The organism is Oceaniradius stylonematis (assembly GCF_003149475.2).
GTDB lineage: Bacteria > Pseudomonadota > Alphaproteobacteria > Rhizobiales > Rhizobiaceae > Roseitalea > Roseitalea stylonematis.
On the sequence record NZ_QFWV02000002.1, the window covers coordinates 271,187 to 291,115 of the forward strand.

The following is a 19,929-nucleotide window of genomic DNA, read 5'->3' on the forward strand; positions in this document are numbered from 1 at the left end:
TCCGTACCCGACCTTCAATGTACGCGATTGGCATCCGATGACCTAAGGGAAGAGGCTGAAAAACGCTGCGCTGGTTAACTGGTTCGGTAAACCCGCGAAGCCGACGACGCCGGCTCGAACGGGCGGGCAACGGGCTGTCCGGCTCGGGCAGGCGCGCTCATGGCGGTGCGCAAAGCCCGCGCGGCAAAGCCCAGATGGTAGCTGGCCCAGGCGGCGATGCCGGCGAACTTGGCGCCGTCCTCCCAGACGATCGTCGCCACGCTGCCTTCGATGCCGAAGACGTCGAACGCCAGGCTCATGGCGAGCAGCCCGCCCGCGAGCAGGAACAGGACCGGGTTGAAAGCGAGGATGCGGCGCCAGCTCAGGACCATGTAGGCCATTGCCATGGACACATAGCCAAGCAGGACGGCAATCTGCGGCACACCGAGCTTCGGCGCGGCGTTTTCGTGGACGAGATAGACGTCGTCGATGCCGAAAAAGAGGCTGATGAGACCGGCGAACAACAAGGGCATCCACGCCCCGGAACCGCGGTCGATGCGCCTGAGCAGCATTGCGGCAAACAACGCGACCGCACCGGTTGCGACCCACATCAGGACGCCGAGCGTCGACATGAAGCCGTACCAGGAGCGGCAGCAATCGCCGGACACGACGCCGGCAATCATCGGATCGAGAAACAAAAGGCGCGGATCGACGAGCGGCTGCATGGCTGCGACCAGGGCCAGACCGGCAGCGGCCGCAACGGGCAGATACAGTCTCCAATCGTGCGTCGTCATGCCGTGGTCCCCGATCGATGGCAGGACCGCGCCGTTCGGCACACCCCCGCAGCATCGGGCAATCCTGCCATGGTGATCTTAAAAAGCCCTGAAGAGCGAGGGACCGAGATCCGCCCGGCGCCGAGAATGGCGCCGCGCGGTCGCGCGCGGCAGTTTGGAATCGTTAAAAACTAGAGTATTTGACACCAGTTTAAGGCCGCGTCATATATTGACTCCGAATATCACCTTTTCAGGACCCGAGATTGCCGTGAGCGCACCGCTCGACATTGGCCACCTGTCCCCAGCCAGACCGCTGATCGGTCCGGCGGAGCGACTGGTCGTTGACGGCCTGCGCCAGTGGACCTCGGGAACCGCCGCCGGCGACAAGCCGCTTCTCGCACTTTTCAAGCGTGAACTGACCGAAACCCAGGCGCGGACCGCTGCCGTCGCTCTCGAGCAATTCGCAACCGCGCTCGGACTGTGCGCCGTCTGCCCATTGCGCGCCGCCAACACCGGTCCCTGCGACCTCAGCCGCGACGAAATGCTGATCCTTGGCCTCGTCTCGGCCATCCAGAATGGCGACAGCGAGGCGGCCGAACTGTGTCTGCGCGCGCTCACCTGCTCCAGTCGCTGCGATGCGGTCGCCCTGGCGGCCGGCGAATTTGCGCTGATCATGCGCAGTTTGGGAAAGACCCTGCTGCCAATGCCGGCGCGGCGCATTCACGGTGCACTGGACACGTCCGCGCATCGCGGCCGTCCCCTCGCCGCAAGGCTGCACTGACGCGGACGGACGATGATGGCCGCGCTGCATGTTTATCTTTTCGCCCGCCGCATCCAACGGTTTGACATGGATCATGGGCGCTCCGCCCGGCTCCGTGCCAACTTCGAACAGTTGAATGCAAGGAAACGCCCGCGATGATCGTGTGCAGCTGCAATGTGATCGCGCTCCGCGAAATCGAGGATGTCATCACCGGCTTTCTCGAGGCCGACGAATGGCAGTTGATCACGCCCGGCATGGTCTATCATGCGATGGCCAAGCGCGGAAAATGCTGCGGCTGCTTCCCGCGCGTGATCGACACGATCATCTCTGTCAGCGAAGCCTATCATCGCCGCAAGGCCACGCCCGAGGACAAGATCGTTCCGTTCATCGCACGCATCCGCGAGGAGCATGACCGCTACGAGACCGTGCGCCGCATTGCCAGGGCTGCCAAACCGCGCAAGGCAGCTTGATGTTTCGGCCTTTTGGCCAATTTCAGGACAACAACCAGAATCGGAGGGACTCGGCCATGAAGGGCAATGAGAAGGTCATAGAACGGCTCAATGAGGCGCTGTTCCTCGAACTGGGCGCGGTCAATCAGTACTGGCTGCACTATCGGCTGCTGGAAGACTGGGGCTATCAGAAGCTGGCCGCCAAGGAGCGCGCCGAAAGCATCGAGGAGATGCATCACGCCGACAAGATCGTCGAACGGATCATTTTCCTCGAAGGCTTCCCGAACCTGCAGAACGTGGCGCCCCTGCGCATCGGCCAGAGCGTCCGCGAAGTACTCGAATGCGATCTGGCGGGCGAAAAGGAAGCCTGGGATTCCTACACCAGGTCCCGTGACGTCTGCGAGGAAGCCGGCGATTACGTGACCAAGAACCTCTTCGAGGAGCTGATCGCCGACGAGGAAGGCCATATCGACTTCCTTGAAACCCAACTCGACCTGCTCGAAAAGCTGGGCGCCGAAAAGTACGGGCTTCTCAACGCTGTCTCGGCCGACGAGGCCGGGTAACGGCGCGTGGCCGGTTAACCGGTTGCGCACAAGGCGGGTTTACAGACGCGCACGCTGTGCTTATCTGCCTTCGAGCGCCCCTATAGCTCAGTTGGTAGAGCAACTGATTTGTAATCAGTAGGTCCGCGGTTCGAGTCCGTGTGGGGGCACCAAACGCAACTCGCGCAGCGAAATGCGGAACACGCCCACCAAACTTTGCAGAAGCGGCAAGCGATTGCGCAGCAAACGCTGAGAGCGATGGTTCCAGGTTGTTCCGGTCACCTGCACCACTTCTTCGCTCACCGCAGTCTCGCTCCGCTTGACACCTCCGGGGAGCCGGTCAGCCTCCGGGTCACGCTTGTGCCTTTGCGCGGATTTGAGGCTTTGCTGCTGACACACCCTGTCAGCAGCGACCGGCTAGCCTGTGCCGCAAAACGGGGAATCGGCGATGAGCGTTCTGAGCCACATCACGCTTGGCACCAACGATACCGACCGCGCCGCGCGGTTCTACGATGCCGTTCTCGGCGCGCTGGGGTTCGCGCGCCTGCCAAAGCCGGAGGGCAAGCCGCCGGCCTATGAGAAGAACGGCCGGATGCCGACCATCTATCTCTATCCGCCCGCCGACGGCCGGCCCGCCACCTGGGGCAACGGCACCCATGTGGCATTCGTCGCCGAGACCACCGATGCTGTCGATGCGTTCCATAGGCTGGCGCTCGACCATGGCGGCAGCGACGAGGGCAAACCCGGCCCGCGCCCGCACTATGGCGACGACTATTATGCGGCCTATGTGCGCGATCCGGACGGCAACAAGCTGCAGGCGGTGTGCTATCGCGCGCCGTGAAACTCCGCCCCGCTTGCATCGGGGCCCAAGCTGCGCCATCTGACGGCGATGAGCGACGTTTCGACAATGCCGTCTCCGCCCGCGCGCGACGATCTGACCGGCCTGTTCCACGCCGTGCCCGGTTCGCCGCCCGTCGAGTGGTGCATCGCCGACGGGCTGGTGGACTATGAGGCAGCGCTGGCCTTCATGGAGGACCGCGTTGCCGCGATCCATGCGGGCATCGCGCCGGAAATGGTCTGGCTCATCGAGCATCCCCCGCTCTACACCGCCGGCACCAGCGCCGATGCCGCGGACCTGACCGAGCCGGACCGTTTCCCTGTGTTCGAAACGGGCCGCGGCGGCCAGTACACCTATCATGGCCCGGGCCAGCGGGTCGCCTATGTGATGCTCGATCTCAAACGCCGCCGGCAGGATGTGCGCGCCTTCGTCGCCGCGCTCGAAGCCTGGGTGATCGGCACGCTGGACCGGTTCAATGTGAAAGGCGAGCGGCGCGAGGATCGCGTCGGCGTATGGGTCCGTCGCCCCGAACGCGCTGGCCCCGCGCCCGGCATCGCCGCCGAAGACAAGATCGCCGCCATCGGCATCCGCCTGCGCAAATGGGTGTCGTTTCACGGCATTTCGATCAATGTCGAACCCGACCTGTCGCACTATGGCGGCATCGTGCCGTGCGGCGTGACCGAGCACGGCGTCACCAGCCTGGTCGATCTGGGCCTGCCGGTGTCGATGGCCGATCTGGACGTCGCGCTGAAGGCCGAATTCGAAACCGTCTTCGGCCCCGTGAACTGAGCGCTTTCAGCGAAAGTGGGCACCGGTTTCGCGGTTCGAAAGCGCGGCCAGAAGACAAGTGAAGCCTATTCGAACTCCATGATCACCGCGTCGACGGCAAGGCTGTCGCCCGCCTCGGCGTGTATGACGGACACGGTCGCATCGCGTTCGGCGCGCAGCACGTTCTCCATCTTCATCGCCTCGATCACCGCCAGCGTCTCGCCGGCCTGCACGGCCTGGCCGACACGGACATTGAGCGCCACGACGAGCCCCGGCATCGGGCACAGGAGCTGTTTGGAGGTATCGGCGACCGCCTTTTCCGGCATCAGCGCTTCAAGGTCCGCCACATGCGGGCTCATCACCTGCGCCGTCACCGAATAGCCGCGCCAGTCGATCACCATCGCGTTCGCCACGGGCCGGATCTGGGCAACGACGCGCGTGCCGCCGACAGACCCGGTCCAAAGCGGATCGCCGAGCCGGAAGCCGGTTTCCAGCGCCGCCGGCCCCTCGCCCTCTGCAGAAACGGTGAACGCCGTCCGGTCACCGAGCGTGGCCGCCGCGACCGACATCGCCAGCCGCTCATCACCGATCCGAACCACCCAGTCGGTACCGATCCGGCCGGAATGGGGCGCAATGCGCCCGGCATGCCGGTCGAGCCGGTCCTTGCGGATGATCTCCACGGAAAGCGCGATCGCGGCGAGGATGGATCGCGCCTCCGCATCCGGTTCGGGCGGCATGAAGCCGTCGGGATATTCCTCGGCGATGAAATTGGTCGTCAGCCGGCCTTCCCGCCATCTGGGGTGCGCCATCAGCGAGGCAAGGAACGGCATGTTGTGGGCGATCCCGTCAATGACGAACCCGTCCAGCGCATCGCGCATCGCGTCGATCGCCGCTTCGCGCGTCGGCGCCCAGGTGCACAGTTTGGCGATCATCGGATCGTAGAACATCGAGATTTCGGCGCCCGCGAAGACGCCCGTATCGTTGCGCACGATCAGATCGTCCGTGCACTGCTCGGCGGGCGGCTGGTAACGGGTCAGCCGTCCGATCGAGGGCAGAAAGCCGCGTACCGGGTCCTCGGCATAGACGCGGCTTTCGATGGCCCAGCCGTTCAGCGTCACATCGTCCTGCGCAATGCCCAGCTTCTCGCCCGCAGCCACACGGATCATCTGCTCGACCAGATCGAGCCCGGTGATCAGTTCGGTCACCGGATGCTCCACCTGCAGCCGCGTGTTCATCTCGAGGAAGTAGAAATTGCGGTCCTTGTCGACGATGAACTCGACCGTGCCGGCACTCTGATAATCGACGGCCTGCGCCAGCGCGACGGCCTGCGCGCCCATCGCGGCACGCGTTTCCGCATCGAGGAACGGCGACGGCGCCTCCTCGATCACCTTCTGGTTGCGGCGCTGGATCGAGCATTCGCGCTCGCCCAGATGGATGGCGTTGCCATGGCCGTCGGCGAGCACCTGGATCTCGATATGGCGCGGCTCCTCGACGAACTTTTCGATGAAGATGCGGTCGTCGCCAAAGCTGGACGCCGCCTCGGATTTCGACCGTTCGAAACCGTCGCGCGCTTCATCGTCGTTCCAGGCGATTCGCATGCCCTTGCCGCCGCCGCCGGCCGACGCCTTGATCATCACCGGATAGCCGATCTGCGCCGAGATCGCCGCCGCCTCGTCCGCATCGGCGATCAGGTCCATATGACCCGGCACGGTGGAAACGCCCGCCTCGGCGGCAATCTTCTTTGAGGTGATCTTGTCGCCCATCGCGTTGATCGCCTTCGGCTTGGGGCCGATGAAGACGATGCCCTCGGCCTCAAGCGCCTCGCAGAACGAGGCCCGTTCCGACAGAAAGCCGTAGCCCGGGTGCACCGCCTGCGCGCCGGTCGTTTTGGCGGCTTCGATGATCCTATCGGCGATGAGATAGCTTTCGGTGGCGGGCGGCGGGCCGATATGCACCGCCTCGTCGGCCATTTCGACATGCAGCGCATCGGCGTCCGCATCCGAATAGACCGCGACCGTGGCGATGCCCATGCGCCGCGCCGTCTTGATCACGCGGCAGGCGATTTCGCCGCGATTGGCGATCAATATCTTGTCGAACATGCCCGTCGGAGCCCCCGCCTTGTGCCTTTTTGTCCGGCCTTGTTACCGAAATCCGGCACCCGGACAATGATCTGTTTGTCTTAGGTCACGCACCGTCTTTCTGGTCCACGGTCCGTTCGCGCCAGAAGACGTAGAGCCCCGACGCGACGATGATGCCGATCCCGAGCCATTTGGTCGGCGTCGGAAATTCGCTGAAGAGAAGCAGGCCGAACAGCGCCGCCGAAATGATCTCGATGTACTGGAACGGCGCCAGCAGCGAGGCCGGCGCCATCTGGAAGGCGCGCACGAACAGATAGTGCCCGGCGACACCGATACTGCCCATCAGCGCCACCAGCGCCCAGACGGTCGGGTCCGCCGTTGGCGTGACGGCCAGATCGCCAATGCCCGCCACGGTGCCGAACGCCATCGCCACGGCGACGATCGCCATGCCGCCAAGTCCGGAAACGAACTGCATGACCATCGCGCCATCGTTTCGGCCGGCAATGCGGTTGAGCATCAGATAGGTGGCGAACAGCGTTGCCGCGCCAAGCGGCAGGAGCGAGACCGGCCCGAACACCGCATAGGAGGGCTGGATGACGATCAGCGCGCCGCCAAAGCCGACAATGACGGCCGCCACACGGCGCCAGCCCACCGGTTCGCGCAGCACCAGAAACGAAAGCAGGGTCAGAATGAGCGGCTCGACGAAGAAGACCGCGATCGCATCGGCCAGCGGCATGTATTTGAGCGCCACGAAGAAGAACAGGCTCGCCGCGCCCAGAACCATGCCGCGCACGAAATTGAGACCAAACCGGTTCGAGCGCAGCGCGGCAGCGCCGCCGAAGGCCATCAGCCAGACAAGGCAGAAAGCCGTCTGGATCGCAAAGCGGAAGAAAGTGACCTGGCCGGGTGACATGGCGCCGCTCTGGCCCAGCAGTTTGGCGACCGCATCCATGGCCGGCAGCAGAAGCGCGCCGACAACGGCCAGTGCCATGCCGCGCACCGGCATGTCGGCTGAAAAGGAGGGTTTTGACGGCAGCGCCTGAACCATCGCTCAGACGTCGCACGGCGCGCACGGTTGGAAAAGCCCTTATCGGCCCCGAACGGTTCTAACCGGACGTATGATCGTCAGGCGACCTGATCGATCAGCGGCGCGAGCGAGGGGTGCACGTCCGGCGATTCGTCCCGGATGAATCGCAGCAGCGCCTTTTCGTTTTCGTGCAGCAGCCCGTCGCGGCCCATGCGCCGGGCGATCCAGTCCGCTTCGTCCGTATCGATGGTTTCCGCAGCGGCGGTTGCCTCCGCAAACGCCTGGTTGGTTTCGCGCCAGGCGTTTTCGACGCCGGTCTTGGTCATGACCGCGTCCTTGTAGCCCTTGAGCCCGCCGGCGAAGACGCGCGAGAAGAAGCCGGCCACATCGACGCTGTCGTCGGCCAGCCAGGCCTCGCGCTGGAGCGCCGTTTCGCGGGTCGCCGCCTGGTGGCGGGTGGCGGCCATCAGCGAAAAGCCGATCGCCTTGACGAACAGGTCCGACCAGGCCGGATCGTTGTCGGCCTCGGCCGTCCGGTCGTTGATGTCGAACAGAACCTCGGCCTCGTCGCGGGTGATGCCGGCATTGCCGCCGCCGCCATAGGCGTAGAGGATGCGCTTGAGCATGGCGACATCGTCGGCGGTCACGACGCCCGGACGCGCCGTGCGGCCGCGGGCCAGCGGTCCGTCGCCATCGGTCACGACATGCGCCACCTGACGCAGCGCGAATGCGCTCAGCGATGCGGGCATCGCCGTCGCCCGCTCCATCACGGCGATGAGCAATTCAACCTCGGTGCGTGTGCACACGACGCCGTCGCGCGATATGGCGCTGATCAGCCAGTCGGCATTGGCGTCCGACACGTAGCCCTTCGGCGCCTCGCGATTGACCAGATAGTCCGACACCGCATCGATGAAGAATGCGTCCCATTCCGGCACGCGCGACCGGCAGGACGTGTCGATGGCAAACAACGCATCGGCCTCGGGCCGGCACACGACACCGTCACGGAACACCTCGCGGCGCAGCCGCGCAACGTCGTCGGCGGTCACCGCGTTCCTGGCGACGATTTCGGCCACAGGGCCCTGCAAAACCAGTTCACCCATCTCAGTTCCCCGCAATTCGGACGCGACGCGCCCTCAAAAACCCGGGCGAGACTGACACGGATCGCTTGAATTTCGGCTAAGCGGCGTGGTTAAGCCAAGCTTGCAACCCGGAACCGCCCCATGACCGAGACGACCGACGCGCTCGCCGACGCCTATAATGCCGCGCTTGCGCACGAGAAGGCCGGGCAAACCGCAGAAGCGGCCGCACTCTACCGGCGATGCCTTGCGCTCGATCCAGCCGACCGGTGCGGCGCGGCGATGCGGCTCGCCTCGATGGGCATGGGCGATGCGCCCGAAAAGGCGGCCGACGCCTATGTCGCAACATTGTTCGACCAGCACGCCGAGGATTTCGACGACATATTGACCGGCGCGCTCGGCTATGCGGTGCCGATGCAGGCGGCCGAATGGCTCAAAGCCACCCGGCCCGGCCCCTATGGCCGCCTCCTCGATCTTGGCTGCGGCACGGGCCTGTCCGGCATGATGCTGATGGAACTGTGCGCGCATGCGACCGGCGTCGACATCGCCGAACAGATGGTCGAAAAGGCCGACGAGCGGGCGGCCTATGACGCGCTTTACGTCAACGAGGCGGTGCATTTCCTCGACGAGTGGGCGAAAAGCGACGACCCTGACCACCAGCCCTTCGATCTGATCGTGGCGACCGACGTCCTGCCCTATATCGGCGCTTTGGAGCCGCTGTTTGACGGCATTGCGGCCAACGCGACCGCCGACGCGCGGCTCGTCGTCTCCGCCGAGACCCTGCCGGCGCTCGCCGACGGCGACAAGGACTGGACGGTGACGCCGCACCAGCGCTTTGCCCATTCGGCGGACTATCTGCGGACCATGTGTGCTCGGGCGGGCTTTCCTGACATCGAACTATTCGAGCCGATCACCGTGCGGCTGGAACAGGGCGCGCCGATCCCGGGTTTTCTGGTCGTGGCGGCGCGGCCCTAATCCGGACGCCGGCCGCGCATCATCTCGCGTTTTCCCCCGAAGCCCGGCACTTTTTCGACGTCGAAACCCGCCGCTTGAAGGTTGCGCCGCACCCAGCCCGCCGCCGTGTAGGTGGCGAACGTGCCGCCGGGCTGTGTCCGGTCGAACACCGCCTGCATCAAGGGCTCCGACCACATGTCGGGGTTCCTGGCCGGCGCGAACCCGTCCAGATACCAGGCGTCGGCAAGGCCGTTCCAGCGCGTCACGCCGTCCAGCGCATCGCCGGCCACCACGGTCAGCCGCGTCTGCGGATCGAGGATCCATGTCACCGGTGTCGATGTCAGGTCCGGCCAGCGTTCGACAAGGCGGACGCACAAGGGCGCAAGGTCCGGCCAGCGCCCGATCGCCGTCATGATCTCGTCGGCCGTCATGGGCAGCGCTTCGAAGGAGACAAAATCGAGCCGCGCGCCCGGCAGGCGGTGGAGCCGCCATTGCCGCCAGGTTTCCAGGAAATTGAGGCCGGTGCCGAACCCCAGTTCCGCGATCACCATGTCGGCGCCGTCGCCCCAGCGCTCGGCCAGCCGGTTCTGGCCAATGAAGACATGGCCTGTTTCGGCGCGGCCATCCTCGCGGGCGTAAAAATGGTCGCCAAACCGGGTCGAAAACGGCATATCGCCATCCATCCACTCCAGCGCATCGCGTTCCAGATCGTCCGCCAATGATTGTCTCTCCCGCTCCTGCCAACCCCGATATCGCCGTCATCGGCGGCGGCATTGTCGGCCTGTGGTGCGCCCGTGAGGCCGCGCGGCGCGGCGCCCATGTGCTGCTGATCGAAAAGCGCACAATCGCCTCGGGCGCAAGTGGCGGCATGCTCGGCGCGCTGATGCCGCATCAGCCGACCGGCTGGAACGCCAAGAAACGGTTCCAGCTCGACGGGCTCCTGTCGCTGCCCGAGCGCGTGGCATCGCTGGAAGCCGAAACCGGGCTCAGCTGCGGCTATGCGCAAACCGGCCGGCTGATGCCGATCGGCCATCCCGAAAAGCGCCGCCAGAGCGCGCAATGGGTGGAGGGCGCCAAAACCCATTGGCCGGATGGGATCGGCTGGACGATCGAAGATGCCAATCCGGCAACGGGCTGGCTGGCTGGCCACTCGCTGCCCCACGGCGTCAATTGCGACACGCTGTCGGCGCGCATCGATCCGCGCAGGCTGACCGCGGCCTTGCGCGCTGCGCTCAACGCCAGCGACCGCATCACCATCCGCGAGAACACCAGCGTCATGCGGCTTGGCGCCAATGGCACGCTGGTGCTGGACGACGGCACAGAAATCACGCCCGGCGCGACCATCGTTGCCGCCGGAAGCGGCGCATTCGCGCTGATCGAGCCGGAAGATCCCGAGCGCATCGGTCGTGGCGTCAAGGGCCAGGGCGCCTTGCTTGACCCGGCAACGCCCATCGATCCCGCGTCGCCGATCCTCTACGACAAGGGTGTCTATGTCATCGCGCATGACAGCGGCCTGATCGCGGTCGGCTCCACCTCGGAGAACGCATTCGACGCGCCGGACACGACCGACGAGAAGCTCGACGGCATCCTCGCGCAGGCCGCCGCGCTGTGCCCGGCGCTTGAAGGCGCCACCGTTGTCGAACGCTGGGCCGGGGTCCGCCCGCGCGCGGAAGGCCGCGAACCGCTGGTCGGACCCCTGCCCGGCGCGACCGACACGATCCTCGCCACCGGCGGGTTCAAGATCTCCTTCGCCATCGCGCACCTGATGGCCGACGCCGCCGTCGGCTTTGCGTCTGGCGACCAGCCGGAGGGCTTGCCGGACGCGTTTGCGCCCGACCGGCGCGGCGTCACGCTTCGGCAATCCCCCTGAAAAACCGCGCCGCATCGTCGCGCACGGCCTCGACCTTGTCGCCGCTCATCCGGTCGAGCGTGCCATACATCATGCCCATGCGCCGGTTGCCGGCCAGCGTCTCACGGTTCTCGATCAGGAAGTTCCAGTAGAGATAGTTGAACGGGCAGGCCTTAGGGCCGTTCTTGACGCTCACCCGATAGCGGCACGAGCCGCAATAATCCGACATCTTGTCGATATAGGCGCCCGAGGACGCATAGGGCTTGGAGGCGAACAGGCCATCGTCCGCATAAAGCGCCATGCCGACCACGTTCGGCATCTCCACCCACTCATAGGCGTCGTGATAGACGATCAGAAACCATTCCTGCACCTGTTTGGGATCGAGCCCGGCCAGAAGCGAGAAATTGCCGATCACCATCAAGCGCTGGATATGGTGCGCGTAGGCATTTTCCTTCGTTTCCGTAATGGCTTGGCGCAGGCAGTTCATGTGCGTCTCGCCGCTCCAGAACCAGTCGGGCAGATCGCGCGTCGCTCCCAGCGCATTGCTGTCGCCATAGTCGGGCATGTTCCGCCAATAGACACCCCGGATGAATTCGCGCCAGCCGATGATCTGCCGGATGAAGCCTTCGGCGGCATTGATCGGCACGGCGCCGTCCCGCCACGCCTTTTGGGCCCGCTCGCAGCATTCGCGCGGGTCGAGCAGGCCGACATTGATCAGCGCCGACAGGTGCGAATGGAACATCAGCGCCGCGCCCGTCACCATCGCATCCTGAAACGTGCCGAAATCGGGCAGCGCGTGCTCGACGAACCAGTTCAGATAGTGGAGCGCCTGCCGGCGGGTGACGGGATAGGCAAACGGTTCGAGATCGCCGAAATGGTCGCCGAACCGTTCGCCAACCAGATCGAGCACTTCGCGCGTCGTCTCGTCCACGGTCCAGTCGGGACGTTCCGGAAAGTCGAGCCCGTCCTTGGGCGGCGCGCGGTTATCGGCATCGAAGTTCCACTGCCCGCCGGCCGGCCCGCCATCCTCGATCAGATAGCCCGTGGCCTTGCGCATCTCGCGGTAGAAATACTCCATCCGCAGCGCCTTGCGGCCATCGGCCCAGCGGGCGAAATCGGCGTGGCTGGCAATGAAGCGGTCATCCAACCGGACGTCGACCTGGATTCCGAAAAGGTCCGCCCATCCCTGCTGCATCGCCAGAACCCGCCATTCGGCTGCTTCGGTGACGACGATCCGGTCGGCGCCGTGCCGCTCGACCGCAGCGCGCAACGCGTCGGTGAACGAGGCGATCGCGTCATCGTCCGCGTCGAGCCGCCGGTAGTCGACGGTGAAGCCTTCGGCCTCGAGACCGGCCGCGAAATGACGCATGGCAGCGAAGATAAAGGCGATCTTCTTCTTGTGATGCCGGACATAGGTCGCTTCGTCCCACACCTCGGCCATCACGATCACATCATGTTCGGGATCGGCGTCGCGCAACGCCGACAGATCGCGCGAGAGCTGGTCGCCCAGAACCATGCGCAGCGTCTTGCCCATCGGCGATGTCAGCCCTTGGTGCGCAGCGAGGATCGCCCGCCATCGACGCCGATCACCTGCCCGGTGATCCAGCCGCCCGCATCTGTGAGCAGCACACGCGCCAGCGCGGCATGGTCCTCTGCACTGCCCAGCCGCGGGATTGCGTGCATCCCGGCGATCGCCTTGGCCATCTGTTCGGATGCGGTCATAGAGGCGGCAAGCGGCGTCGCGGTCAGGCTGGGAGCGATCGCGTTGACGCGCACCTTGGGCGCCAGTTCGGCGGCCAGAGCCCGCGTCAGCCCCTCCACGGCGCCCTTGGCCATCGAAACCGAGGCGTGCGCGGCAAAGCCCTGGCTCACCGCCACCGAAGAGAACAGCAGCACCGAGCCGCCCTCGCCCGCCTTTAGCGCATCGAGCGAGGCTTGCACGGCCAGCGCGGCGCCCGCCGCGTTGACGCGGAAATCGGTCAGGAAGTCGTCGCCGGTCATACGGCCGAGCGGCTTGAGATTGATCGTTCCCACCGCATAGACGAGCCCGGCCAGGTCGTCACCGGCTTCGCCGGCCGCCCTGGCGATCTGGTCCGGATTGGTCACATCGGCGACGCTGTGCCCGGCGCCCAGCTCCGCCGCGACCTCGGAAAGCCGGTCGCCGTCACGCCCGACCAGATGCAGGTCGTGCCCGTCGTCGGCTAGTGTCCGCGCGATCGCCAAGCCGATGCCGCCATTGCCGCCATAAATCAGATAAGTTCCCAACGCCCGTCCTCTCGCGACCTTGCAGGCGGACACGACGCCCGCCGCCTTTAACCTAGGCGCAGCGGTGCGGGGTCAACCGGAAAGCGGGAGGCGGCAAACGCCACACACGAAAAAAGGCCGGCTTGGCAGCCGGCCCATTGTCTTTGTGATCTGTCCCGAACGGTTGCCTATTCGGCGGCGTCGCCGTCCTTGGCCTCGGCGGCCTCGGCCTTCTTCTTGGCAGGCGCCTTTTTCTTGGCCGGCGCCTTCTTCTTCGGCGCAGCCTTTTTCGTCTCTTTCTTCGGCGCGGCTTCCTCATCCTCGTCCTCGGCCATCAGCTCTTCCTTGCTGACGGTCTGGTCGGTGACCGAGACGACGGTCAGGAGGTGATCGACGGTCTTTTCCTCGAAGATCGGGGCGCGCAGATTGGCCACCGCATCAGGGTTCTTCTGGAAGAACTCGTAGACCTGCTTTTCCTGGCCGGGATATTGCTGCACATGGCGCATCACCGCCTGCTGCAGCTCGGTGTCGGTCACCTCGACGCCGGCATCCTCGCCGATCTGCGAAAGCACCAACCCGAGGCGCACGCGGCGCTCGGCCAGCTTCTGGTATTCGGCCCTGGCCTCGTCCTCGGTCGTTTCCTCGTCCTCGAACGTGCGGCCGGCCTGCTCCAGTTCGTTGGTGATCTGGTTCCAGATATTGTTGAACTCGGTCTCGACCAGCTTTTGCGGGCTTTCGATCTGGTACATCTCGTCCAAAGCGTCGAGAAGCTGGCGCTTGACCTTCTGGCGCGTCATGCCGCCATACTGGCCCTCGATCTGCTCGCGCACGACCGCGCGCAGCCGCTCGGCGCTCTCGATGCCGAGCTTTTCGGCCAGTTCGTCATTGATCTCGACCGGTTCGGCCTTTTCGACCAGCGACACGGTGACGTCGAACACCGCTTCCTTGCCGGCCAGATGGGCGGCCTGGTAATCCTCGGGGAAAGCCACCTTCACCTGGGTCTCGTCGCCCGCCTTGGCGCCGACGAGCTGCTCCTCAAAACCGGGAATGAAGGTGCCCGAGCCCAGAACCAGCTTGGTATCGTCATCGGTGCCGCCCTCGAAGGCCTCGCCGTCGATCTTGCCGACATAGTCGATCGTCACCCGGTCGCCATCGGCGGCCTTGCCCTTCTTCTCTGAATATTCGGCGGCCGACTGGGCGATCCTCTTGACCTGCTCCTCGACCTCCTCCTCTGCGATGTCGACCACCGGGCGGGTGATCGCGATCGTCGAGAAATCCTTGGTCTCGATCGGCGGGATGACCTCGTAGCTCACAGAGAACTCGAAATCGCTCTCGCCGGTCAGCACCTTTTCCGCCTCGCCCTCATCCTCGGTCATGTCGACATCGGGCGGCGTTGCGGACTTCTCGCCGCGGTCGGCAAGGATGGAGCGCGGCGTCTCGCTGAGGATCTCGTTGACGATCTCGGCCATGAAGGATTTGCCGTACATCTTGCGCAGATGGCTGACCGGCACCTTGCCCGGCCGGAAGCCGTTCAGGCGCACACGGCCCTTGGCATCGTGCAGCTTGTCGGTGAGCTTGGCCTGGAGATCGGACTTGGGCACCACGATCTTGATCTCGCGCTTGAGCCCTTCATTGACGGTTTCGGTGACCTGCATCTTCTAACCTTCGTTTCTGCCGGCGCGCTGCCCGTCGGCATGCCTGGGTGCGCCTCTTGGATGTTCAAACTGCCCGGTGGCGAATTGGTGGTGCGGATAGAGGGAGTCGAACCCCCACGCCTTGCGGCACTGGAACCTAAATCCAGCGCGTCTACCAGTTCCGCCATATCCGCAGCGCGCCAGGCCGCAGCATGACGCCAGTGGCGGCCCCTATAGCATCATGGCCCGGCGCATCAAATGAAAAACGCCGTTCGTTTCGAGCGACCCGCGCGTCAATAGAGCGGCTCGGTGACGATGGTCTCGCCGGCCTGCCGAAACGCCTTGATCTGGCCGGTGCCGTCGGCGCCGACGGCGATGACGATCTCGGTCAGGCCGCCGGCGCGCATCCGCGCTTCCAGTTCGGGCGCCCGGTGCTCATTGGTGTAAAAGCGCCCTATGCCATAATCGACAAAGAGCGTAACGGTTCTGCCATCCAGATAGGGCGCGGTGCCGCGCAGGAAGATGCCTTCATCGGGCTTGGTGAGCGATGCGGCGACGGGCCTGTGGTGGCCGTCCGGCCCGGCCTCGAAGGTGACATAGACCGGAACGTCACGGCCCGGCTCACGCATGCCGGCTTCCGCCGTCAGGCCGGCCAGCACGTCGCCGGTGATCTGCTGGGCCGGATAGGTCAGCACAACATAGTGGCCGCGCAGCAGGTCGCGCGGGTCGATCGGTTCGCTCTTGAGAACGATCTCGGCACCCTCGCGCAGGATTTGCGCGCGGCTTTCGATCATCCAGGCAAGGATCGCGCACAGAACCGCGGTCGCGGCGACAGCGGCGGGGACGACGAACGGCTTGGCACGCGCCGGCTCAGCCATCGGCCTGCTCCTCAATTGCAGCGCGGCGCTTGAAGCGGCGCTCCGCCCAATAGATCCCGCCCGCGATAAGCGTCAGCGTAACCCCGACGGCAAGGAAGAAACCCGCTGTGCCCAGCAGCGAGGCGACCGTTTCCCCGTAAAGAAACAGGATCTCGCCGACAAAAACCGCATAAGAGACATAACGGATGGTGCGCGAACGCGCGCCGTGGGTAAACAGCGCATAGAGCGCAAAACCCAGCGTCATCGGCCCGACGACGAGCAGCGGCAGCAGGTCGCCGCTTTCGACATGCAGCGCAAGAAGGGCGATCAGCCCCGCGCCGAACGCCGTTTCCGGCCGGCGCAAGAAGGCCGGCGCCGGACCGCCGGCGCCCCGCGCAAGCCACAACCCGGCCAGGCTCGCCGCGAGAAGCGCCAGCCATATCGCCAGCCGCGCCCCGTCGGGCAGACCTTCATAGAAGTCGGCGATGGCCTCCAGAACCGAAAACAGGAACGGCACGAGGCCGACGAGGAAGGCCGCTGCCGCCACCCAGCGCAGCCACGGCATGCGGCCGAACCGCGAAAGCGCGTAGCCCGCCGCGCAGAAGGCGGCGAAGATGACGAAATCCGCATCAACCAGGGTCTCCGGTGCCGGTGTTTCCAGATACCACCAGGCGATGGCACCGAGCGCGGCGGCCGCCAGCACGTGGCTGCGCACGGCCAGCCCGGCAATGCCGAGCCCCAGCGCGAAGCCGAACATGGCCTGACCGATATCGCCGGGCAGATGATACATCTGGCCGACCAGCGCCACGCCGCCCACATAGGCGGCGCCCGCCACCAGATAGGCCGCCTCCTCCAGCCAGCGCGCATGCCGGCCGCCACGCGCACCGATGACCGCGCCGCCGATCAGCCCGCCGGCGATCAGCACCATGATGCCGGCAACCTTGGCAAGGCGCGGGATCGCCTCCCAGTTGGCCGAAATGAACATAACGATGGCAGCGGCAAACGAGATGGCCGCGAAAATGGCGACGATTCGGAAAAACGAGAACGGTTTTGCGTCCCCATCGCGGGCGGCGGCGCCGCTTCGTCCGATATCGGCCAAGAGCGCGGCGGCGACATCGTCGGCGATGATGCCACGATTGTGCCAATCTTTGATCTGGTTCTCCAGATAGCTCGCCATCGCTCAGTTTTTCTTGTTGAAATTCATATACTTAGAAAACCGACGCCGTTAACGTTCCGGAAAGGATCATGGCATTTTTGTGCAATGCAAAAACGCATATGTGCTATGCACAAAACGGGCTTATCACTCCTGAAAGCGCCGCCTATATGCCGGTCGTAACAGAAATGACAAAACGGATAAAACCGCGAGTCAACTGAAAGGAAAAGTCATGAACTTCGCTCGCTCCTTCTCGCAGTGGCGCAAAGCCCGCCGGACCTACAACGAACTCAGCCGCCTGTCGACGCGCGAACTGGACGATCTGGGTATCGCCCGCGGCGACATCGCAGAGATCGCCCGCAAGTCGGTCCGCGCCTGATCCATCGGTTTCGCCCCGCCGGTCTCTCCTCCTCCCGGACCGGTCGGGCAGTGAAGGCTCACGGCACCTCCTCCCTTGCCGCGCCTTCATGTGAAGAACACCCGCCGGTCCTCCCCCGGCGGGTGTTTTCGTTTGTTGCGCGGCGCATTCCGCAGCCGCGCAGCCCTGCAATAATTCATGGCGGACATGCCGTATCGGCACTACCCAAAGCGTTTCGGAACACCCAGATTGGGATCAATCGAAGCCCGCAACAGAAAGGACAGAACGATGATGAAATTCGCGCACACCCTCAAGACTTGGCGTTCGGTCCGCGACACCGAAAATCAGCTCCGCCGCCTCTCCGAGCGGGAGCTGGAAGACATCGGTTTCGCCCGCGGCGACATTCCCGCCGTCGCACGCGGCGGCCGCCCGGCCTGACGCGGTTCGACCGCATTTATTGACCTCCCGGAAACCCGCCGAGCAGCGCTCGGCGGGTTTTTCGTTGTGGCAGCTATAGCGCCGCGGCGGCCGCCACATTGATGGCGGAGCGCCGATGCGCTAACCCGTCATCATGACCACCGATCCCGTCCATATTGTCGGCGGCGGCCTTGCCGGCTCGGAAGCGGCCTGGCAGGCGGCCCAAGCCGGCGTGCCGGTCATCCTGCACGAAATGCGCGGCCTGCGCGGCACCGACGCGCACAAGACCGACCATCTGGCCGAACTTGTCTGCTCGAATTCCTTCCGCTCCGACGATGCCGAACTGAACGCCGTCGGCCTTTTGCATGCCGAAATGCGGCTCGCCGGCTCGCTGATCATGGCCTGCGGAGATGCCCATCAGGTGCCGGCCGGCTCGGCATTGGCGGTCGACCGCGACGGCTTTTCGCAGGCGGTCACCGACAAGATCGAAGCCCATCCGCTGATCACCATCGTCCGTGAGGAAATCACCGGCCTGCCGCCGGGCGATTGGGATCAGGCTATCATCGCCACCGGGCCGCTGACCGCGCCGTCGCTCGCCGAAGCGATCGCCGCCGAGACCGGCCAGGATGCGCTGGCCTTCTTCGACGCCATCGCGCCCATCGTCCACACCGACACGATCGACATGGACGTCGCCTGGTTCCAGTCGCGTTACGACAAGGTCGGACCCGGCGGAACGGGCAAGGACTATATCAACTGCCCGATGGACGAGGCGCAGTACAATGCGTTCATCGACGCGCTGCTCGACGGTGACAAGACCGAATTCAAACAGTGGGAAGGCACGCCCTATTTCGACGGCTGCCTGCCGATCGAGGTGATGGCCGAACGCGGCCGCGAGACGCTGCGCCACGGCCCGATGAAGCCGATGGGGCTCACCAACGCGCACAGGCCGGACGAAAAGCCCTATGCGGTCGTCCAGCTGCGCCAGGACAATGCGCTGGGCACGCTCTACAACATGGTGGGTTTCCAGACCAAGCTGCGCTACGGCGCCCAGGCCGACATCTTCCGCACGATCCCGGGCCTTGAGAGGGCTGAGTTCGCGCGGCTGGGCGGCATTCACCGCAACACATACCTCAATTCGCCGACACTGTTGAACGCAGACCTGTCGCTGAGGAGCCGCGCGGGCCTGCGCTTTGCCGGCCAGATCACCGGCTGCGAAGGCTATGTGGAATCGGCGGCCATCGGCCTTCTCGCGGGCCGCTTCGCCGCCGCCGAACGGCTGGGCGGACAGCCGGACCTGCCGCCGCCAACGACCGCGTTCGGGTCGCTGCTCGGCCACATCACGGGCGGCCATCTGGTTGCCGACGACGAGCCGGGCAAGCGCTCGTTCCAGCCGATGAACATCAATTTCGGCCTTTTCCCGCCGCTCGAGCCGGGCGCAATCCGCAAGCCGGACGGCCATCAGGGCCGGTTCCGCGGCAAGGACAAGGCGATGGCCAAGAAGCGCGCCATGACCGGCCGCGCGATCACCGATGCAAAAGCCTGGCTCTGTACGGACAACATGCATGTGGAGGCCGCCGAATGACACGAACCGCCCTGCCCGCTGCCGCGGCGACCCTCCTGTTGTCCTCTCAGGCCGCGCTCGCCGACTGCGAAGCCGACGCGCGCGCCGCCATGCTCGACGTCGCCCATCCGGTGCCGATGCGCCAGAATGTGACCACCGAGATGAGCGGCGCGACGATCGAGAGCTTCGCCCTGTCGACGCCGGACGGGCGCGGCATGGCGCTCGATGCCAATGAGACGCCGGTCAGCCTGTGGATCGGCGGACGCTTCTATTCGAGCGCCGATGGCGGCGAGAGCTGGTCCCTCGTGTCGGAGCAGACCCGGGAACAGCTCGACGCGCAGGCCGCCGGCCGCCAGACGCAGGCCGACGAGGCCACCAACATCGTTTGCGACTACGACATCGATCTCGACGGCAAGGCCGTGCACCGCTTTGCGCTGGACTATGCGCTTGCCGGCTCGGGCATACCGGTCAAGAGCCAGTACTGGATCGATGCGAAGACCCGCTTCCCCTGGCGGGTGGTCCACGAGTTTGGCGGCGCGGCGCCATCCGTGATCACCCAGAACAACGAGCCGGTCGACGAACTGACCATCCCCGATCCGGACGGCTGAACAC

General features: G+C 65.2%; 21 protein-coding genes and 2 tRNA genes. 12 read left to right on the forward strand and 11 right to left on the reverse strand.

All coding sequences use genetic code 11. The features are described 5' to 3' along the window. Nucleotides 1-74: 74 nt before the first annotated feature. Complete coding sequence (locus DEM25_RS02750) at nucleotides 75-773, reverse strand: DUF8692 domain-containing protein (RefSeq protein WP_147393262.1); 699 nt, start codon at nucleotides 771-773, stop codon at nucleotides 75-77. A gap of 247 nt (nucleotides 774-1,020) precedes the next feature. Between DEM25_RS02750 and DEM25_RS02755 the strand changes: the two genes are divergently transcribed. The 6 genes from DEM25_RS02755 (at nucleotide 1,021) to lipB (ending at nucleotide 4,130) form a co-directional block, all read left to right on the forward strand. Then, nucleotides 1,021-1,533 carry a hypothetical protein gene (locus DEM25_RS02755; protein WP_109767079.1) on the forward strand — a complete coding sequence of 171 codons (513 nt, stop codon included), beginning with the start codon at nucleotides 1,021-1,023 and terminating at the stop codon, nucleotides 1,531-1,533. A gap of 134 nt (nucleotides 1,534-1,667) precedes the next feature. Continuing rightward, nucleotides 1,668-1,982, forward strand: coding sequence for a (2Fe-2S)-binding protein (locus tag DEM25_RS02760; RefSeq protein WP_109767078.1), 315 nt, complete (start codon nucleotides 1,668-1,670; stop codon nucleotides 1,980-1,982). Nucleotides 1,983-2,038: 56 nt separating this feature from the next. After that, nucleotides 2,039-2,524: a bacterioferritin gene (gene bfr / locus DEM25_RS02765; protein WP_109767077.1), complete on the forward strand. Its 486-nt coding sequence runs from the start codon at nucleotides 2,039-2,041 to the stop codon at nucleotides 2,522-2,524. A 76-nt stretch (nucleotides 2,525-2,600) separates the two neighbouring features. After that, nucleotides 2,601-2,676 (forward strand) — tRNA-Thr (locus DEM25_RS02770). A 275-nt stretch (nucleotides 2,677-2,951) separates the two neighbouring features. Next, entirely contained in the window at nucleotides 2,952-3,344 is a 393-nt protein-coding gene (locus DEM25_RS02775) for a VOC family protein (RefSeq protein ID WP_109767197.1), read from the forward strand. A gap of 66 nt (nucleotides 3,345-3,410) precedes the next feature. Further along, the gene (lipB, locus tag DEM25_RS02780; RefSeq protein WP_245412746.1) at nucleotides 3,411-4,130 is read left to right on the forward strand and encodes a lipoyl(octanoyl) transferase LipB; all 720 of its coding nucleotides are present in this window, start codon (nucleotides 3,411-3,413) and stop codon (nucleotides 4,128-4,130) included. Nucleotides 4,131-4,195: 65 nt separating this feature from the next. Here the strand turns inward: lipB and DEM25_RS02785 are convergent, their stop codons facing one another. The 3 genes from DEM25_RS02785 to DEM25_RS02795 form a co-directional block, all read right to left on the reverse strand. Continuing rightward, nucleotides 4,196-6,208 (reverse strand): acetyl-CoA carboxylase biotin carboxylase subunit, encoded by a 2,013-nt coding sequence (locus DEM25_RS02785; RefSeq protein WP_109767075.1) that lies wholly within the window; start codon nucleotides 6,206-6,208, stop codon nucleotides 4,196-4,198. Nucleotides 6,209-6,293: 85 nt separating this feature from the next. Further along, a complete protein-coding gene (locus DEM25_RS02790) occupies nucleotides 6,294-7,235 on the reverse strand; it encodes a DMT family transporter (RefSeq protein ID WP_245412733.1) in 942 nt (313 codons plus the stop codon). 77 nt (nucleotides 7,236-7,312) lie between these two features. Beyond that, nucleotides 7,313-8,314, reverse strand: a complete 1,002-nt coding sequence (locus DEM25_RS02795; protein ID WP_109767074.1) for a hypothetical protein — start codon at nucleotides 8,312-8,314, stop codon at nucleotides 7,313-7,315. Between the two features lie 120 nt (nucleotides 8,315-8,434). Here DEM25_RS02795 and DEM25_RS02800 point away from each other — a divergent pair, with 120 nt between their 5' ends. Continuing rightward, nucleotides 8,435-9,265, forward strand: coding sequence for a class I SAM-dependent DNA methyltransferase (locus tag DEM25_RS02800; RefSeq protein ID WP_109767073.1), 831 nt, complete (start codon nucleotides 8,435-8,437; stop codon nucleotides 9,263-9,265). Here the strand turns inward: DEM25_RS02800 and mnmC2 are convergent. Beyond that, the gene (mnmC2, locus tag DEM25_RS02805) at nucleotides 9,262-9,927 is read right to left on the reverse strand and encodes a tRNA (5-methylaminomethyl-2-thiouridine)(34)-methyltransferase MnmC2 (protein WP_109767195.1); all 666 of its coding nucleotides are present in this window, start codon (nucleotides 9,925-9,927) and stop codon (nucleotides 9,262-9,264) included. The genes DEM25_RS02800 and mnmC2 overlap by 4 nt on opposite strands. Before the next feature lie 35 nt (nucleotides 9,928-9,962). Here mnmC2 and DEM25_RS02810 point away from each other — a divergent pair, with 35 nt between their 5' ends. Next, nucleotides 9,963-11,114, forward strand: a complete 1,152-nt coding sequence (locus tag DEM25_RS02810; RefSeq protein ID WP_109767072.1) for an NAD(P)/FAD-dependent oxidoreductase — start codon at nucleotides 9,963-9,965, stop codon at nucleotides 11,112-11,114. Here DEM25_RS02810 and DEM25_RS02815 read toward each other — a convergent pair. From DEM25_RS02815 to DEM25_RS02840, 6 genes are all read right to left on the reverse strand, one after another. After that, a complete protein-coding gene (locus DEM25_RS02815) occupies nucleotides 11,092-12,627 on the reverse strand; it encodes a cryptochrome/photolyase family protein (RefSeq protein ID WP_109767071.1) in 1,536 nt (511 codons plus the stop codon). The genes DEM25_RS02810 and DEM25_RS02815 overlap by 23 nt on opposite strands. A gap of 8 nt (nucleotides 12,628-12,635) precedes the next feature. After that, on the reverse strand, nucleotides 12,636-13,358 hold the full coding sequence (locus DEM25_RS02820) for an SDR family NAD(P)-dependent oxidoreductase (RefSeq protein WP_109767194.1): 723 nt from the start codon (nucleotides 13,356-13,358) through the stop codon (nucleotides 12,636-12,638). Between the two features lie 167 nt (nucleotides 13,359-13,525). Beyond that, nucleotides 13,526-14,992, reverse strand: a complete 1,467-nt coding sequence (gene tig / locus DEM25_RS02825) for a trigger factor (protein ID WP_109767070.1) — start codon at nucleotides 14,990-14,992, stop codon at nucleotides 13,526-13,528. 88 nt (nucleotides 14,993-15,080) lie between these two features. Next, nucleotides 15,081-15,165, reverse strand: a tRNA-Leu gene (locus DEM25_RS02830). A 99-nt stretch (nucleotides 15,166-15,264) separates the two neighbouring features. After that, on the reverse strand, nucleotides 15,265-15,849 hold the full coding sequence (locus tag DEM25_RS02835) for a GDYXXLXY domain-containing protein (RefSeq protein ID WP_109767069.1): 585 nt from the start codon (nucleotides 15,847-15,849) through the stop codon (nucleotides 15,265-15,267). After that, nucleotides 15,842-17,005 (reverse strand): DUF2157 domain-containing protein, encoded by a 1,164-nt coding sequence (locus DEM25_RS02840; RefSeq protein WP_109767068.1) that lies wholly within the window; start codon nucleotides 17,003-17,005, stop codon nucleotides 15,842-15,844. Before DEM25_RS02840 ends, DEM25_RS02835 begins: the two co-directional genes overlap by 8 nt. 208 nt (nucleotides 17,006-17,213) lie before the next feature. On the opposite strand from DEM25_RS02840, the gene DEM25_RS02845 reads away from it, so the two are divergent. The 4 genes from DEM25_RS02845 (at nucleotide 17,214) to DEM25_RS02860 (ending at nucleotide 19,925) form a co-directional block, all read left to right on the forward strand. Further along, on the forward strand, nucleotides 17,214-17,360 hold the full coding sequence (locus DEM25_RS02845) for a DUF1127 domain-containing protein (RefSeq protein ID WP_109767067.1): 147 nt from the start codon (nucleotides 17,214-17,216) through the stop codon (nucleotides 17,358-17,360). Between the two features lie 267 nt (nucleotides 17,361-17,627). Continuing rightward, a complete protein-coding gene (locus DEM25_RS02850) occupies nucleotides 17,628-17,777 on the forward strand; it encodes a DUF1127 domain-containing protein (protein ID WP_342633456.1) in 150 nt (49 codons plus the stop codon). A gap of 133 nt (nucleotides 17,778-17,910) precedes the next feature. Further along, a complete protein-coding gene (trmFO, locus tag DEM25_RS02855) occupies nucleotides 17,911-19,338 on the forward strand; it encodes a methylenetetrahydrofolate--tRNA-(uracil(54)-C(5))-methyltransferase (FADH(2)-oxidizing) TrmFO (protein ID WP_109767066.1) in 1,428 nt (475 codons plus the stop codon). Continuing rightward, nucleotides 19,335-19,925, forward strand: a complete 591-nt coding sequence (locus tag DEM25_RS02860) for a hypothetical protein (RefSeq protein ID WP_109767065.1) — start codon at nucleotides 19,335-19,337, stop codon at nucleotides 19,923-19,925. Before trmFO ends, DEM25_RS02860 begins: the two co-directional genes overlap by 4 nt. Nucleotides 19,926-19,929 lie beyond the last annotated feature (4 nt).